16 protein-coding genes are annotated in these 15842 nt (G+C 62.4%); 8 read left to right on the top strand and 8 right to left on the bottom strand.

Going from position 1 to position 15842, the window contains the following annotated elements; all coding sequences use genetic code 11:
* Positions 1 to 3: 3 nt before the first annotated feature.
* The 6 genes from QD228_RS12455 to QD228_RS12430 all read right to left on the bottom strand — a co-directional run bounded on the left by QD228_RS12455 (position 4) and on the right by QD228_RS12430 (position 4826).
* A complete protein-coding gene (locus tag QD228_RS12455) occupies positions 4 to 453 on the bottom strand; it encodes an RcnB family protein (RefSeq protein ID WP_279875722.1) in 450 nt (149 codons plus the stop codon).
* Between the two features lie 231 nt (positions 454 to 684).
* Positions 685 to 1161, bottom strand: coding sequence for an RcnB family protein (locus QD228_RS12450; RefSeq protein WP_279875721.1), 477 nt, complete (start codon positions 1159 to 1161; stop codon positions 685 to 687).
* 492 nt (positions 1162 to 1653) lie between these two features.
* On the bottom strand, positions 1654 to 2667 hold the full coding sequence (locus QD228_RS12445) for a zinc-binding alcohol dehydrogenase family protein (protein ID WP_279875720.1): 1014 nt from the start codon (positions 2665 to 2667) through the stop codon (positions 1654 to 1656).
* A 378-nt stretch (positions 2668 to 3045) separates the two neighbouring features.
* Positions 3046 to 4236, bottom strand: a complete 1191-nt coding sequence (locus QD228_RS12440) for an L-dopachrome tautomerase-related protein (RefSeq protein ID WP_279875719.1) — start codon at positions 4234 to 4236, stop codon at positions 3046 to 3048.
* 138 nt (positions 4237 to 4374) lie between these two features.
* A complete protein-coding gene (locus QD228_RS12435) occupies positions 4375 to 4521 on the bottom strand; it encodes a hypothetical protein (RefSeq protein WP_181013924.1) in 147 nt (48 codons plus the stop codon).
* Between the two features lie 14 nt (positions 4522 to 4535).
* On the bottom strand, positions 4536 to 4826 hold the full coding sequence (locus QD228_RS12430) for a putative quinol monooxygenase (RefSeq protein ID WP_024952318.1): 291 nt from the start codon (positions 4824 to 4826) through the stop codon (positions 4536 to 4538).
* A 122-nt stretch (positions 4827 to 4948) separates the two neighbouring features.
* Between QD228_RS12430 and QD228_RS12425 the strand changes: the two genes are divergently transcribed.
* Positions 4949 to 5836 (top strand): LysR family transcriptional regulator, encoded by an 888-nt coding sequence (locus tag QD228_RS12425; RefSeq protein ID WP_176503730.1) that lies wholly within the window; start codon positions 4949 to 4951, stop codon positions 5834 to 5836.
* 178 nt (positions 5837 to 6014) lie between these two features.
* Here QD228_RS12425 and QD228_RS12420 read toward each other — a convergent pair whose 3' ends face one another.
* A complete protein-coding gene (locus tag QD228_RS12420; protein ID WP_279875718.1) occupies positions 6015 to 6308 on the bottom strand; it encodes a hypothetical protein in 294 nt (97 codons plus the stop codon).
* A 326-nt stretch (positions 6309 to 6634) separates the two neighbouring features.
* Positions 6635 to 6940, bottom strand: a complete 306-nt coding sequence (locus QD228_RS12415) for a hypothetical protein (RefSeq protein WP_279875717.1) — start codon at positions 6938 to 6940, stop codon at positions 6635 to 6637.
* Between the two features lie 452 nt (positions 6941 to 7392).
* Here QD228_RS12415 and purU point away from each other — a divergent pair, with 452 nt between their 5' ends.
* The 7 genes from purU (at position 7393) to QD228_RS12380 (ending at position 15717) form a co-directional block, all read left to right on the top strand.
* Positions 7393 to 8271, top strand: a complete 879-nt coding sequence (purU, locus tag QD228_RS12410; protein ID WP_077377058.1) for a formyltetrahydrofolate deformylase — start codon at positions 7393 to 7395, stop codon at positions 8269 to 8271.
* 119 nt (positions 8272 to 8390) lie between these two features.
* A complete protein-coding gene (gene folD / locus QD228_RS12405; RefSeq protein ID WP_279875716.1) occupies positions 8391 to 9338 on the top strand; it encodes a bifunctional methylenetetrahydrofolate dehydrogenase/methenyltetrahydrofolate cyclohydrolase FolD in 948 nt (315 codons plus the stop codon).
* Between the two features lie 38 nt (positions 9339 to 9376).
* Positions 9377 to 10618, top strand: coding sequence for an FAD-dependent oxidoreductase (locus tag QD228_RS12400; protein ID WP_084208837.1), 1242 nt, complete (start codon positions 9377 to 9379; stop codon positions 10616 to 10618).
* 95 nt (positions 10619 to 10713) lie between these two features.
* Positions 10714 to 11025 (top strand): sarcosine oxidase subunit delta, encoded by a 312-nt coding sequence (locus QD228_RS12395; RefSeq protein WP_054555966.1) that lies wholly within the window; start codon positions 10714 to 10716, stop codon positions 11023 to 11025.
* Entirely contained in the window at positions 11022 to 14030 is a 3009-nt protein-coding gene (locus QD228_RS12390; RefSeq protein ID WP_279875715.1) for a 2Fe-2S iron-sulfur cluster-binding protein, read from the top strand. Before QD228_RS12395 ends, QD228_RS12390 begins: the two co-directional genes overlap by 4 nt.
* A 1-nt stretch (position 14031) precedes the next feature.
* The gene (locus tag QD228_RS12385) at positions 14032 to 14733 is read left to right on the top strand and encodes a hypothetical protein (RefSeq protein WP_279875714.1); all 702 of its coding nucleotides are present in this window, start codon (positions 14032 to 14034) and stop codon (positions 14731 to 14733) included.
* A 141-nt stretch (positions 14734 to 14874) separates the two neighbouring features.
* The gene (locus QD228_RS12380; protein ID WP_084208839.1) at positions 14875 to 15717 is read left to right on the top strand and encodes an IclR family transcriptional regulator; all 843 of its coding nucleotides are present in this window, start codon (positions 14875 to 14877) and stop codon (positions 15715 to 15717) included.
* Positions 15718 to 15842 lie beyond the last annotated feature (125 nt).

Genomic DNA, 15842 nt, shown 5'->3' with positions numbered 1-15842 from the left:
GCATCACTGATTGAGAATGATCGCCGTGATCACACCGGTCGCGACGGCCGTCAGAACGTAGCGGCCATCCACATTCAACCAGCGATGCCCTTCCGGCGGCCGGGACAGGTGGTGTGCCTTCCAGTCACTTACCCAGTAACGCTTGTTGCCGTAATAATCGCGCGAGACGTGGTCGCCCCGCTTCCAGTGCTGGGGCCCAGCGGAATGATGCCCCGCACGGGCCTTGCCGTGTCCTTGCGCTGCATGTTGCTGCTTGGCCTGGTGCTTCTGACCTTGCTGATTGCCTTGATGGTTGCCTTGCTGATTGCCTTGCTGATTGCCTTGAGAGTGCTTGCGTTGCTGCAGATGCTGGCCTTGCCCACGATCATCACGATCATCAGGAGCCGCCTGCGCGACGGAGGCGCTCATCAGGGCAATCACCATGCTGCAGACTGTCAGGGTGCGGTTGCGCATCTTCGATCTCCTCGTCATGCCCGGGCACGTTCAACACCGGGAATTAGAAAACACTGTTCCCTAATTCTGATGACTTAGCCTGCACTCTGCAAGTCTGCGCAGATTTCTTCACGTTTCCCGACAATGTGACCGAAGTTGTCGCCAAGATACCCACATATGTCGCGACTTACCGACAGAGGTACCACGCAACACGACGAGATCCTGTTACGGGCGTCATGTCAGAAGTGCGGTTCACGGCCCAAGCAGTATCTCTTCAATGGTGCCGCTCTGAATATCCGTCAGGACGAATCCGCTGCGAAGCTGGAGCCAGCGCTGACCTTCGCCAGGTTCGGGTAGCTGATGTCGCTGCCAGTCCTCCACCCAGAGCGCCTTGTCAGACGCCAAGGCATCGGGCAACTGACCGCCACGTCTGAGCAGAGGCCCAGGTGACGCTGCCTTCGCATCGGACTTTCCTGCCGGAGGAGTCTCCGGGGCGGCCTTGTCCGCAACGGCCTTGGTCGGGACAGCCTTGTCCGCAACCGCCTTGTCGGCCTGCGCTTCTGCAGCCTGGCGTTGTTTCTGAATCTGCTTCAGCTCATGCATCTGCTCGGCCTGAACGCGTTCAGCCTTGGCCTGCCCTTCTAGCGCTTCGTGCTTCTTCTTGAGCTGCTCTTCATGACTCTTGCCGTCATCCGCGGCCTCGGCCTGCACCACCGAGGCACCCAACAACGCCAACGCCAGAGTCAGCCCCGTCAATGACCACCTGTTCATGTCTTGTCTCCTCGTCAGGCTGTATGCCTCTGGCGCCCTGAGCCCGGCTCAGACAACCATGAGTGGTCCCGGGAAGCGATGTGTCAGGCCCCCTGTTCTCCCCTCTCAGCATAACGCGTCAGCAGCGCAATGTGCGGTCGGATAACTCTCATCGGAACGATCTTTTATATGCCTGACAAGCACTTGACGCCAGATATCGCCCATCTGACCCAGATGAGAGGTGATCCCCGGGATCTCGGCAACGTACTGCCGCCACCGTCTCGACTCACCCCGTGAGGCGGTCATGGAGACAAGGGTTGCCGTGTACGATGGCCTGCGCGCCTTCATGCGCCAGCGATGCCCGGCGCTCGTCGCTGACCAGGATATTGGCAGCCCCTCTCCCGGACACAGGCGTGCGACCGGTTGCCCGGCCGCACGCCTTTCACGTCACCGCCTCAGCAGTGGGTTCGATCAGAAGCCTTCAAGCACGATCTTGCCCCTGGCCTTGCCGCTTTCCAGCAAGGCATGTGCGCGCTTGAGATTTTCGGCATTGATGGTGCCGAAGGTCTCCGTTGCCGTGGAGGTGATCTTGCCAGTGTCCAGCAGACCCGCCACCTTGGTGAGGATCTCGCCCTGACGCGCGATATCAGCGGTAGTGAACAGTGAGCGAGTGAACATCAGCTCCCAGTGGATGGACACGGCCTTGCCCTTGAACGGCACCACATCGAGGGTCTGCGGATCATCGATCATGCCGAAACGCCCCTGCGGCGCGATCAACTCAGCCACTTGCGGTGCGTAGTGCTCGGAGAAATTGGTCGAGAACACGAAGGCCGGTGCACCGATGCCCAATGCCTCGATCTGCGCCGGCAACGGCTGGCTGTGGTCGATGACGTGATGCGCGCCCAGCGACATGACCCACGCTTGGGTTTCTGGACGTGACGCGGTGGCAATGATGGTCAGATCCGTCAGTGCGCGCAGCAGCTGGATGGTGATGGAGCCCACGCCACCGGCCCCGCCGATGATCAGGATGGCACGTGCAGCGCCGGGTACCGGCTCGGTGACACGCAGGCGATCGAAGAGCATCTCGAAGCCGGTCAGCGTGGTCAGCGGCAGCGCAGCCGCCTCATGGACCTCAACGGACCTGGGCGCATGACCGACGATGCGCTCATCCACCAGATGGAATTCGCTGTTGGTACCGGCGCGGGTGATATCGCCGGCATACCAGACCTTGTCACCTGCGGCGAAGGAAGTGACCTTGTCACCGACGGCGACGACTTCCCCTACGGCGTCCCAGCCGATGACGGCAGCTTCGCCTGCGGCCGGCTCGCGGCTTTCGCGGATCTTGTAGTCCACCGGGTTGACCGAGACAGCGGCAACCTTGACCAGCAGGTCGTGACCGGTGGCGACAGGTGTGTCCAATTCGATATCGACCAGGGCATCATCACGATCGATGGAACCGGCAGCGTAGTAACCAATGGCTTTCATCAGAGTCTCTCCAGAACATCATGTCAGTGGCGGCAAGGGCAATCTCGGGTGTCAGGCATCAGTTGCCACTTGCGTCTGATACCACTTCTGACTGAGCGACCCTGCCGTGAAGCGATGACACCATGCTAACTCCATGGACTGAGCGTAAAAACGACCCATATCCGCAAAGTTAATCCGGATAAAGCGGATAATGAGTAGCGAGTTTGCGGGTTGCTTCCAGGGAGACGCCAGCGGGTCGTCGGCTACAGAGGCGAGAGGCAAGAGACGACAACGCAGGACGGTCATCAGACACGTCCTGCGTTGGGGAAATACGCTGACAGGCAAGACAGGGCGAAGGACTGGCCAGACAAGCCCTTCGCCTGCCGCAAGCAGAGCCTGTCAGTTGGCGGGTGTCAGCTTGAGCAGGTAGTAATGCTTGTCGCTGCCATCGACACCCTGATTGAGCGCCGGGTGAGCGTTCAGCTGGTTGGTGGTGAGGTAGAGACTGCCATCGGGCGCGAAGGCGAAGCCATCCGGCCAGCGCAGACGCTCGTCATCCTGGGCGATCACCGACATGCCCTCCGGCGATGAGAAGGTCAGTGCATTGTGCTCCGCGTCACCGGCGATGATGCCGCCGCGACTGGCGTCGAAGATGAAGCCATCATTGGGACGCTTGGTGGCGTAATGCGTGATGGCGCGCGACAGCTCCGCCTGTGTGGCAGTGTCATCGGCCAGCTCAGCCGCCGGCAGACGATAGATATCACTGCCGTTCACGCCACCGAAATAGACGACGTCATCTTCCGGATCGAAGGCGATGGCGTTCAAGCCCAGGTACCAGGGCTTCGGCCCGCCACTCTGCTCTCCCTCGCCATCACCATCGCCCTTGGCCGCCATCAGACGCCCATTGATGACCATGTCATGCGCCACCGGCATCAGCCTTTCATCGCTCTGCAGCACACGGCGCGTCTTGCCACTGGCGATATCCACCACCACGAAGGCCGGTTTCATGTGGGAGGCGGGGGCAGTGAAGGTCATGTCCGCGATATAGATCTTGCCGCGCCTTTCATCGATGACGAAATCCTGCAGGAAGGAGATCGGCAGCACGCTGTCTCCCCCAAGCGGGATCACCTTCTTGAGCGAATCACTGCGGGTATCCCAGCCCACCAGCTTGGGCGCACTGTCCTGACTGCCCATGTCGAGCATCCACACCACGCCCTGACGGTCGGAATGTACGCCGATGATTGACGCGATGCCGACCTCGCCTTCTGCCGGGCCATCGGCCCAGTCCAGGTTCGGGAATGGCACACGCTTGCCGTCCGGGGTGATCTCGACCACGCGCAGTGCCGGAGCATCGAGTGGCTGCTGGGACATGATCAGGCGACCATCCGGCGTGAAGGTGATATTGCCGGGGCGGGTGTCCGAATACTCGGCAAAGGTACTGAGGGTCGCGTGGCTCCAGGCACTGGCTGCGGCGCTCTGGTGGTTGTCGGCGGAGGCTTCAGCCGTTGTGGCATCAGCCTGCACGGTAGAGGCAGCGCTGACGCCCAGCGAGGCGATGAAGATGGCAGTCTTGAGGCGAGAAAAACGCATGGGGACTCCTTGCCCGCCGGTTGGCGCTGTGCGCCGGGCCGGCAGGGTCGATGAAGATGAGATAGAGAGACTGGACGATGACGTGGTCATCGCCCGGGGGTTGTAGAGATTCAGGCGTGACGAATCAGATGAGACGAATCAGGCACGGCGACGCAGTTCATCTTCCAGTTCACTGAGACGCGGATTGCCGATATAGAGCTGGGAGAGATCCTTGAGCGCCGCGGCGCCGATGAGCTGGCGAGCAAGCCTGTATTGCCTGCGTGGAATATCAGGACCACCTATCACCCGAAGGCCACACCTCAGGCGAAAGCCGTCATCTCTTGCAAGGTGAACTCAGTGACCGCGCCTTCTGTCGCTGCCACGTACTCTTCCAGATGCGGTGCCTGCATGTGCTGCTGCCACAGCTCACGCGAGACCCAGTTCTCGTGAAAGGTGAAATGTGCCGGATTCTCGTTGTTCTGATGCAGGGTGTAAGTGAGACAGCCTTCTTCAGCGCGGGTGATCGGCACCAGCTTGAGAAGCGCCGCCTTGACCTTCTCGATCTGGTCCGGCTTGGCGTGGATATTGGCGATGATGGTCAACTGGGACATGGAAGGAACTCCGTGATGTGTCAGGAAGGCTTGAGTCGCTCAAGCGATGTGATCATCCTAGTCACAAGCCTTGTCCGTATAAACATCCCCTTTTCGCAAAGATAATTCGGAAAAACCGCACAATGCTACTGGACAACATCGCGCTGTTTCTGACCATCGTCGAGAAAGGCAGCCTGACCGCCGCGGGGCGCGAGACGGGACTGTCGCCGACGACGGTATCGGAGCGTCTGGCTTCACTGGAGGCGCACTACGGGGTGGTGCTGCTCAACCGCACCACACGTGCCATCAGCCTGACCGAAGAGGGCCGCACGCTGATGGAAGAAGCCCGTGGTCTGCTCGACAGTGTCTCGGAGCTTGAGACCCGCATCCGCCTGGGCGCCCAGACACTCACCGGTAGAATTCGCATCAGCGCACCGAGCGATCTGGGTCGCAACGCCCTGTCACGCGCCATCACCGAATTTCAGCGTCAGCACCCCACCATCGAGATAGAGCTGCTGCTGTCGGACAGTTACATCGATATCGTCAGTCAGGGGATCGATCTTGCGCTGCGTTTCGGCACCATCATGGACAGCACGCTGCGCGTGCGGCATCTGGGCCAGAAACGTCGCCTGCTGTGTGCCTCTCCCGCCTATCTGGCGCAGCACCCCGCACCGCTGACGCCGGCCGATCTCAAGCACCACAACTGTCTGGTGATGCGCTTTGGCAAGAGCCTCGACAATGAATGGCACTTCGGCAACCACAAGGTGCCGCAGATCGTCACCGTCAGCGGCAATCGCATCGCCAATGATGGGGAACTGGTGCGCCAATGGTGTCTGGAAGGGTTTGGTATCGCCCTGAAATCGGAAGTCGACGTGGCGGACGACTTGCGCGAGGGTCGCCTCGTGGAGCTGCTGCCGGAGCACGCTGCTCCGCCCTCACCGCTTCAGCTGCTGTTCCCGCCCGCCCGCGCTCAACCACGCCGCGTGCAGGCCTTCGCCCAACATCTGGTCGAGACCTTTTCGGACCACTGATCTGCCAATGCCCGTCAGGCTCGCCCATTCTCCTCATGGCGTGCCGGGCAGAACGCACTTCCCGGCGAGAGACGACTCCTGCGCGGCCTTGGGGATCCCCCCACGAAAAAGCCCCCGCCAGCCTGAGGCTGACGGGGACTGGGTGTCACATGACTCCCCCGAATCCAGGGGGATCAGATCACTTGAACTTGTCTTCGTAGCTGGACTTGGTGGACTTGGTGGACTTGGCAGAGCTGACCTTGTCACTTGCCTTGGTCTTGGCAGAGCTGACCTTGTCACTTGCCTTGGACTTGGCAGAGCTGACCTTGTCACTTGTCTTGGCCTTGGCAGAGCTGGCCTTGGAAGAGGCACTGTCAGTCCGGGAAGTCACCTTGGAACTGGCGTTGTCCTTGGCTGTGGTGTACTGGGACTTGGCACTGTCCTTCGCCGCATCAGTGTAGGAATTTGCCATTGCCACTGAGGAGCCAGCCATGCCCATTACCATGAGTGCTGCAATCGTCATCCTGCGCATCGTACCTACTCCTCTCTACTCGCGAATTGTCCCCTTCCTGACCTGAAGACCAGGGTCCAGGGTCCAGGGAGACAGGGTGGTGGCACACTAACTCCTTGATATTTATGTTCGCAAGCCAGTCAGGCTCGCTTGACGAATGCTTGCATCTTGTCGAGGCGAGCGTATGAAACACGCGACGTCAGCGTCTGATGACGCACACCAGAGGCACACCGCCTGCCGCGCCAGTCAGGCGCGGATCTCAAGGAGCGTGCCCGACTCAAGCCGTGCCGAGCAAAAGCGTCATGCCATCAGTGGCGCTCGTTCTTGAGCACGTCAGCATAGTTCTTCTTCTGATAGCGGGAATTGGTATCGCTCGCCTTGTTGCTCACCTTGGACTTGGCATCGTGGGCCTTGCTGGCAACGTGAGAGGACTTGTCAGCCACCTGCCCGGAAGCGGCCGCCTTGTGGGATTGGGCAGAGGTCCTGACGCTGTCCTTGTGCTGGGTGTACTGGGACTTGGCAGCGTGGCCATCATCAGCCGGGTTGCCGGCCATCGCTACGCTGGAACCGGCCATGCTGGCCACCATCAGTGCCGCGATCGTCAATGTGCGCATCGTGTCTACCTCATTGTCTTGCAGGAATACCGGCTCAAGAGGTCACACCTCAAGGCATACAATGAGTGCACACTAACGTGTTGATATTGCAGCCAGCAATTGCCCAACCGGGATATGACGATTCCTTTCACGTTGCTCGCAGGCTGTAGCCAACTCGAGACGAGCGTGTCTCATCAGGCACCTGTCCCATCCTCGCCCGCCTCATGGCTTTACCCTGCTCCGCGATCCCCCAAAGCGGTAAAGATTCATCAGTGAATCATTGTCTTCATTTCATGGACACTAACACCGGTCGACGCGTCGATCAGGCTTGACCCAGCGCCAGAAAAACATTGTTATTTACTTGAGAAGAAAATTAAGTCACTGACAGGAAATAACCGAATCGAAACCACGTCAGTGAATGAGATTCTTCATATCACAACAACAATGCCTTTCTGCCGACATCGGAGCCCAGAATGCCTCACGCGACCTGCACCTCAGACGATCACTTCATCCTCACCATCAGCTGCCCGGCGACGTCCGGCATCGTGGCGGCCATCACCACCTTCCTGACCACTCACGAGTGCTACATCAGTGAGCTGGCGCAGTACGATGATGAGGACAAGGGGCAGTTCTTCCTGCGCGCACGCTTCCGTTTCAACACGGGCATCGAAGGCGATATCGAGCGTATGCGTCAGGCCTTTGAAGATGTGGCGGCGCCCTTCGAGATGCAGTGGCAGATCCACGGTGGCAAGGACAAGATGCCGGTGCTGATCATGGTCTCCAAGTTCGACCATTGCCTGGATGATCTGCTCTACCACTATCGCAAGGGTGAGCTGGACATGCAGATCACCGCGGTCGTCTCCAACCACCTGGACCTGCGCCCGATGGTCGAGCGCGAAGGCATCCGCTTCGTCTACCTGCCGATCACCAAGGACACCAAGGCGCGCCAGGAAGCGGCCTTGATGGACATCGTCGAGGAAACCGGCACTCAGCTGGTGGTACTGGCGCGCTACATGCAGATTCTCTCCGATGAGCTGTGCCAGAAGCTGGCCGGGCGCGCCATCAACATCCACCACTCCTTCCTGCCCGGCTTCAAGGGCGCCAAGCCCTACCACCAGGCACACGCCCGCGGGGTCAAGCTGATCGGCGCCACCGCCCACTACGTCACGGCAGACCTCGACGAAGGGCCGATCATCGATCAGGCCGTACAGCGAGTCGAGCACAACTTCGCCCCGGATGACCTGGTCGCCGCCGGCCGCAATACCGAGACCCAGGCGCTGACCAATGCCGTGCGCTATCACATCGAACACCGCGTCTTCCTCGCCAATGATCGCACCGTGATTTTCAAGTAAGGCGTCAAATAAGTCTTCAAACAAGGCGTCAAATAAGTCTTCAAACAAGGCGTCAAGCAAGTCTTCAAGACAGACCACGTGTGAATCATCGGCCGTCACCCAAGGGAGGAAGCGCAGTCATGAATACCCAAGCGACACCCACCGCGATCGCGGACGAGACACTCGCACAGCCCACCGCCGCCGTGATCGATGGCAAGGCCGCCTCGGCGCGACTGCTGGAGGAAGTCACGGCAGAGGTCGCAAGCCTCGCGCAGCAAGGCGTGATACCGGGGCTTGCCGTCGTGCTGGTCGGCGAGGACCCGGCAAGTCAGGTGTATGTGCGCAACAAGCTCAAGCGTACCGTCGAGTGTGGCATGCAGTCCTTCGAGCACATCCTGCCCAGCGAGACCCGCGAGGCCGAGCTGCTGGCGCTGGTAGCGAAGCTCAATGCCGACGCTGATGTGCATGGCATCCTCGTCCAGCTGCCGCTGCCGGCCCATATTCAGGAAGACGCGGTGCTGGAGGCCATCGACCCCGCCAAGGACGTCGACGGCTTCCATCGCATGAACGTCGGGGCGCTGGTCCAAGGGGCCGATGCCCTGGCGCCCTGCACGCCCACCGGCTGCATGCGCCTGCTGCGTGACACCTTTGCCGAGCGCGGTGGGGATCTTTCTGGCCTGCATGCGGTGATCATCGGGCGCTCCAACATCGTCGGCAAGCCGATGGCCAGCCTGCTGCTGGCCGCCAACTGCAGCGTCACCCAGCTGCACTCGCGCAGTCAGAATCCTGCCGCGCTCTGTCGTCAGGCTGACATCGTGGTGGCCGCGGTCGGGCGCCCGAACATGATCGGCGCCGACTGGATCAAGCCCGGCGCCGTGGTCATCGATGTGGGCATCAATCGCATCGCGCAGTCCGCCGAGCAAAGCCCTACCGGCAAGGCGCGCACGCGACTGGTCGGGGATGTGGACTTCGCTGCGGTCAGCAAGATCGCGGGCGCCATCACGCCTGTCCCCGGGGGCGTCGGCCCGATGACCATCGCCTGCCTGCTTGCCAACACCCTGACTGCCGCGCGTCGCCAGTCGGCCTGAACCACTAGAGGTACGTTTGCGCGTACCGGGAGTGAATGATGCCCTTTTCTCTGCTCAAGTACGGCCTGTCCTCCGAGTATCCGGCCGAAGTCGACCTCCCACCGCCCACGGAGCTGAAGTCCCGCTACGACGTGGTCATCATCGGCGGCGGCGGACACGGCCTGGCCACCGCCTACTATCTGGCCAAGTATCACGGCATCACCAATATCGCCGTGCTGGAAAAGGCCTACCTGGGCAGCGGCAACACCGCGCGCAACACCGCGGTGATTCGCTCCAACTATCTGACCCCGGAAGGCGTGCGCTTCTACAGCGAATCGGTGCGCATGTTCCAGGGACTGTCCAACGAGTTCGACTACAACATCATGTACTCGGAACGCGGCCAACTGACCCTAGCGCATACCGACTCCACTGTGCGGGCCTTCCGCCAGCGCGCCGAGGTCAACACCCACTTCGGTGGGCGCACCGAGATGCTGGATCGCCAGCAGATCCGCGAGCTGGTACCGAGCCTGAACCTGGACCCCGGCCACCTGCCGGTCATGGCGGGCCTGTGGCATATCGATGGTGCCACTGCGCGGCACGATGCCGTCGCCTGGGGATACGCCAAGGAGGCCGCCAAGCGCGGTGTCGAGATCCACCAGCTCACCGAGGTGCAGGACCTCGTGGTCGAAGGCGGCAAGATCCGCGCGGTGAAGACCAATCGCGGCACCGTGCAGTGCGGCTGCGTGGTGCAGGCGGTGGCCGGGCACAGCTCAGTGCTCGCCAGCAAGGCCGGCTTCACCATGCCCATCATCAGCTATCCGCTGCAGGCGATGGTCACCCAGCCGTTCAAGCCGTTTCTCGATCCGCTCGTCAGCTCCTCGGCCCTGCACTGCTACGTGCAGCAGACCAGCCGTGGCGAGGTGGTGTTCGGCGGTGGCTCCGACCCCTACCCGCTCTACAACACCCGCTCGACGCTGGACCTCAAGGAGAGCCTGATCGCCGCGGCGCTGGAGATGTTCCCCTTCCTGTCCCAGGCCCGCCTGATGCGCCAATGGGCAGGCACAACCGACATGACCCCGGACTACAGCCCGATCATGGGCGAGAGCCCCGTCGAGAATTATTACCTGGACGCCGGCTGGGGCACCTGGGGCTTCAAGGCGACGCCGATCTGCGGCAAGACCATGGCCGAACTGGTCGCCTCCGGCGGCAAGACCCCGGACCTGATCGCCCCCTTCGCGCTGGAGCGCTTCGCGCGCTTCCGTCAGGTCAACGAGATGGGCGCGACTGCCGCCAGCCACTGATGCCTCGCGACGGCTCGACCTACAAGGCTCGATGACTGCCCGGGAATGCGCACCCCACGCTGGATGTACAAGAACAACGGTCAAGGATTTCCGCGATGAAGATCATGCCCTGCCCACTCAATGGGCCCCGAAATATCAGCGAATTCGTGTATGGCGGCGAGCTTGCCGACATGCCAGACCCCGATACCTGCAGTGATCGCGAGTGGGCCGACTACGTCTTCTTCAGCGACAACACCGCCGGTGTCGTCACCGAATGGTGGATGCACGCCGCCTCCAGCTACTGGTTTCTCGCCGAGCGTCACACCGTGACCGACGAGATCCTGCGCACCTTCGATCCCTCCGAGCGCTTCACCCAGCGCGTGGAGTTTCCACTGCACACCACGGATAGCTCGGGAGAACGCGCATGAACGCCAGAGTCCCCATGACCCGAGGCGCACGTCTGCCGGCCCCGCTGGGCCGACTGATCGACCGTGACACGCCGGTGACCTTCAGCTTCGATGGTGTGAGCTACCAGGGCTTTGCCGGCGACACCATCGCCAGCGCCCTGGCCGCCAATGGCCGCTGGCTGCTGTCGCGCTCCTTCAAGTATCACCGCCCGCGCGGCGCCCTGACCTTTGCCGGCCAGGATGCCAACACCCTGGTGCAATTGCCGGATGAGCCCAACGTGCTGGGCGATGAGCGCCAGATCAGCAGCGGCTTGCAGGTCACTGCTCAGAACGTGAATGGCAGCCTGGACAATGACCGCGACATGCGACTGGGCAAGTTCTCGAAATTCATGCCAGTGGGCTTCTATTACCGCGCCTTCTACAAGCCCAAGGGCGTCTGGAAGTACTGGGAGCCGCTGATTCGCCGCAAGGCCGGGCTCGGGACCTTGAATCTGGACGTGCGTGGCGACTATCACGACAAGGCCTATCTGTTCCACGACGTGGTGGTGGTAGGCGCCGGCCCGGCCGGCATGACGGCCGCGCTTGGGGCTGCCGAGGGTGGCGCCAACGTGCTGCTGGTCGAACAGGGCCGTCTGCTCGGCGGCGCCTTGACCTATGCGCGCTTCGACGCCGAAGGCCATGAGGCCAACCAGACACTGCAGACGCTGAGCGAGGCCGTCACGGCGCATCCGCGCATCGACGTGATGACCGAGGCGACCTGCAATGCCTGGTTCACCGACAACTACCTGCCGGTGATCCGCGGCAAGCGCCTCTACAAGGTGCGCGCCAAGGAATGCATTCTTGCCAGCGGCGCCTTCGATCAGCCGGTGGTATTTCGCAACAACGACCTGCCGGGCATCATGCTCGCCAGTGCCGCCCAGCGCCTGATGCAGCACTATGGCGTGTTGCCTGGCAAGCAAGGCGTGGTGATCACCGGCAGCGATGATGGCTATCTGGCCGCGCTGGACCTGATGGAGCACGGCGTCAACATCGTCGCGCTGCTCGACATGCGCGCCCAGCCCGATGAGGCAAGCCTTGCCGATGCGGTGCGCCACTGCGGCATCGCCCTGAAGCTCGAGCACGCCATCTTCGAGGCGCAGGCGGAGAAGTCGCTGCATCACGTCACCGGCGTCGAGGTACGCAAGATCGTCGCGCGCGGCGAACTGGCCACCGAGGGAGAGGTGATCCCCTGTGATCTGGTCTGCATGACGGCGGGCTACATGCCGGTCTATCAGCTGGCCTGCCAGGCGGGTGCCAAGCTCTCCTATCTGGATGATGATGCACGCTTCAGCCTCAGCGGCCTGCCGGCACACCTGCACATGGCAGGCTCCGCCAATGGCCTCTATCACCTCAAGGACGTGATCGCCGATGGTCAGCGTGCCGCGAGCGCCGCCCTGAACGGGCTTGCTAGCGCAGGCAAGATCGTGGATGCCACGCTGGAGGCGAGTGAGCCGGCGGTCGTCACGCCGTCACGCCCCTTCCGTCAGCATGGCTGGCCGCTGTTCGCGCACCCCAAGGGCAAGGAGTTCGTTGATCTGGATGAAGACCTGCAGATTCGCGACATCCTCAATGCCACCCGCCATGGCTATCGCGACATCCAGCTGGTCAAGCGCTTCTCGACACTGGGCATGGGTCCGTCCCAGGGCCGTCACTCGGCACTGCCGGCCGCGCGTCTGGTCGCGGAGGCCACACAGCGCACCGTCAGCGAGACCGGCGTGACCACCGCGCGCCCGCCCTTCGTGGCCGAACCGCTGCCGCTGCTGGCCGGTCGCAGTTTCGACCCCTACCGCCAGACACCGATGCATCAGCGCCATCTAGCTCTAGGTGCCAGCATGATGCCGGCCGGCCACTGGGCGCGCCCGGCCTTCTATGGCCGCCCGGAGCAGCGCAATGACGCCATGCAGACCGAGGCGCTGGCCGTGCGCAACGGCGTGGGCCTGATCGATGTCTCGACCCTCGGTGGCATCGAGCTGCGCGGGCCGGATGCCGCCGAGCTGCTCAACCGCCTCTACACCTTCGCCTTCCTCAAGCAGCCGGTGGGTCGCACACGTTACGCCACAATGGCCAACGAGCAAGGCGTGATCATCGACGATGGCGTCTCGTGCCGCCTCGGTGAGGAACACTTCTATGTCACCGCCACCACCAGCGGCGTGGACCGTGTCTACCAGCAGATGCTGAAGTGGAATGCCCAGTGGCGACTCGATGTCGATATCACCAACGTCACCGCCGCTTACTGCGCCGTCAATCTGGCCGGGCCCAAGGCCCGCGAGGTGCTGAGCAAGGTGTGTCGCGACATCGACCTGAGCCCCCAGGCCTTCCCCTATCTGGAGCTGCGCACCGGCCATCTCGAGACCGAATTGCTGGGCACGCAGGGCAGGATTCCCGCCCGCCTGCTGCGGGTCGGCTTCGTCGGTGAACTGGGCTACGAGATCCACGTGCCGAGCCGTTTCGGCGAAGCGCTGTGGGACCTGCTGATGCTGGCAGGCGAGCAGGCCGACATCCGCCCCTTCGGTGTCGAGGCCCAGCGGCTGCTGCGTCTGGAAAAAGGCCACATCATCATTGGTCAGGACACCGATGGCATGAGCCATCCCGGCGAGATCGGCCTTGAGTGGGCAGTCAGCCACAAGAAGCCCTTCTGTGTCGGCCGTCGTGCGATCGAGATTCTTGCCGCCCAGCCCCAGACCCGCAAGCTGGTCGGCTTCATGCTGCCCAAGGACAGCCCGCAACCGCTGGAAGGTCAGCTGGTGCTCAGCGGCGGGGAGCAGAGCGCCGACGCCGCCAAGCCCGGTGGCGACATCACCGGCAACGTGACCTCGTGTGAATACAGCGCGACGCTGGGTGCCATCATCGGCCTGGCCTACGCCGGAATCGACAGCAGTACGCCCGGCAGCAAGATCACCATCCGCACCCAGGGCGACGTACTGGTCCAGGCCGAGATCGTGGCACTGCCCTTCTTTGATCCCAAGTCTGCCCGCCAGGAGCTGTGAAATGACGACATCAATGACGGACCACCTGGATGGCGCCACGGCGTTGGCGCGCTGTGCACTGCCGGCAAGCCTCACCGGCGCGTCGACAACCGACGCATCAAGTGATTCGGTGACGGCAACCGTTCTCAGCCACTGTGCGCTCGCCGACATGAGCGCCCTGGGACGCGCAGGCGTTCGCGGCCGCGAGGCCGCCGACTGGCTGGCCTCGCTGGGCTTCACGGTGCCGGATACGCCCAATACGGCAAGGCTCCAGACGGATGGCAGCTGGCTGGTCAGGCTGTCAGTGGGCGAGTTTCTGCAACTGACGCCGGCCATCACCCCCGATGCGGGCGTGGCCGAGCTGCCGCTCATGGCGCAGGCGGATGACGCACTGGCCCAGGGCAGGCGCGTGCATTCCCTGCCACGGCGGGATTCCCACGCCTGGTTCAGCCTGAGTGGCAGCAGCGTACCGACGCTGATGGCCAAGCTGTGCGGGGTGGACCTGCGCAGTGAGGCCTTCCCGCCCGGGAGCGTCGCCCAGACGTCAGTGGCACGCACCAACGCGATCATCGTCAACGTGGGAAGCCATCAGTGCCCCTGCTTCCACCTGCTGTTCGACATCGCCTCCAGCCACTATCTGTGGGGCGTCATGCTCGATGCCATGCGCGAATACTCGGGGCAGACCGTGACAGCCGCTGCCCTGCTGGCCCATCATCACGGCTAGCGATTGCGACGCAACCTTGGCATCCGCTCGCGCATGCCTCTCACGTTGTCACCCGCTCCCCGTCGTCGTCTGAGTTCCAGGCAGCGACGGGGAGACTGCGTTTCACCTACGGCTCGCCATACGCAGCAAAAGGAACCAGGTATGCCCGATTCCCACGCCTCGCTCCCTTCCGGGCAGGATGTCGTGACCGATGACCCATCGCTCTCGACCGCACCTGCTCGCGAGAATGATTACACCGTGCCGGCACTGTTTCGCGGGCTGAGAATCCTCGAGATGTTCAGCAGCAGGCGCAAGGTGCTGACCACCAATGACTTCGCCGAGGAACTGGGCACCACCAATTCGGCCATCTATCGTATCGTCATCACCCTCACCGACATGGGCTATCTCAAGAAGATCGCTCGCAACACCTATGAACTGGGGCCACAGGTCATCTCGCTGGGCTTCAGCTATCTGGCCAGTCGTGACCTGGTCGAGGTAGTGGCGCCCCACCTGGACACCCTGCGCGATCAGACCACCATGTCATGTCACCTGAGCGTGCGTGAGGGCACGGATGCCATCTATCTCTACCGCGCCTTCGCCGCACAGCGCATGTCGGTCAACATCCCCATCGGCTCCCGTCTGCCGTGTCATGTCAGTGCCATGGGGCGCATCCTGCTCACGGTGCTGGGCGAGGATGAACTGCAGCAGCTCTACCGCCAGATCCGTCTGGATGACTACCCACCGCCGGCGCCCCAGAACCTGCCGGCCTTGAAGGATGCCATTGAGGAAGCCCGCCGCCAGGGATGGGTGGAAAGTCGTTCCGACTACGCCACTGCCATCGCCACGGGACTTTATGACCATACCGGTCATCTGGTGGGCGCCATCAATATCTCGGGCCCCGATGCGATGATGGCCGACGAGCGCCGGCGCCTGCTGTTGCGCGGCGCGCTGATGGACTGCGCCCGCCATATCAATCATGAGCTGGGGGGACTGCACCGCCGCTGACAGGCAGTTTCCTGCTGGTCGCTGCTTGTTCTCCCGGGACGTCCATCATCCCGCTTGTTTCCCTCTTGTTTCCCCCTCCTTTCCCTATCCCTTGCCCACCCTTTCCCCTTCCGCTCACCCTGGAA

The sequence above is a fragment of the Cobetia sp. 3AK genome (genome assembly GCF_029846335.1).
Taxonomy (GTDB): Bacteria; Pseudomonadota; Gammaproteobacteria; order Pseudomonadales; family Halomonadaceae; genus Cobetia; species Cobetia marina.
Note: the sequence above shows the minus strand (reverse complement) of the source record. Positions and strands in the feature narration are given on the sequence as shown.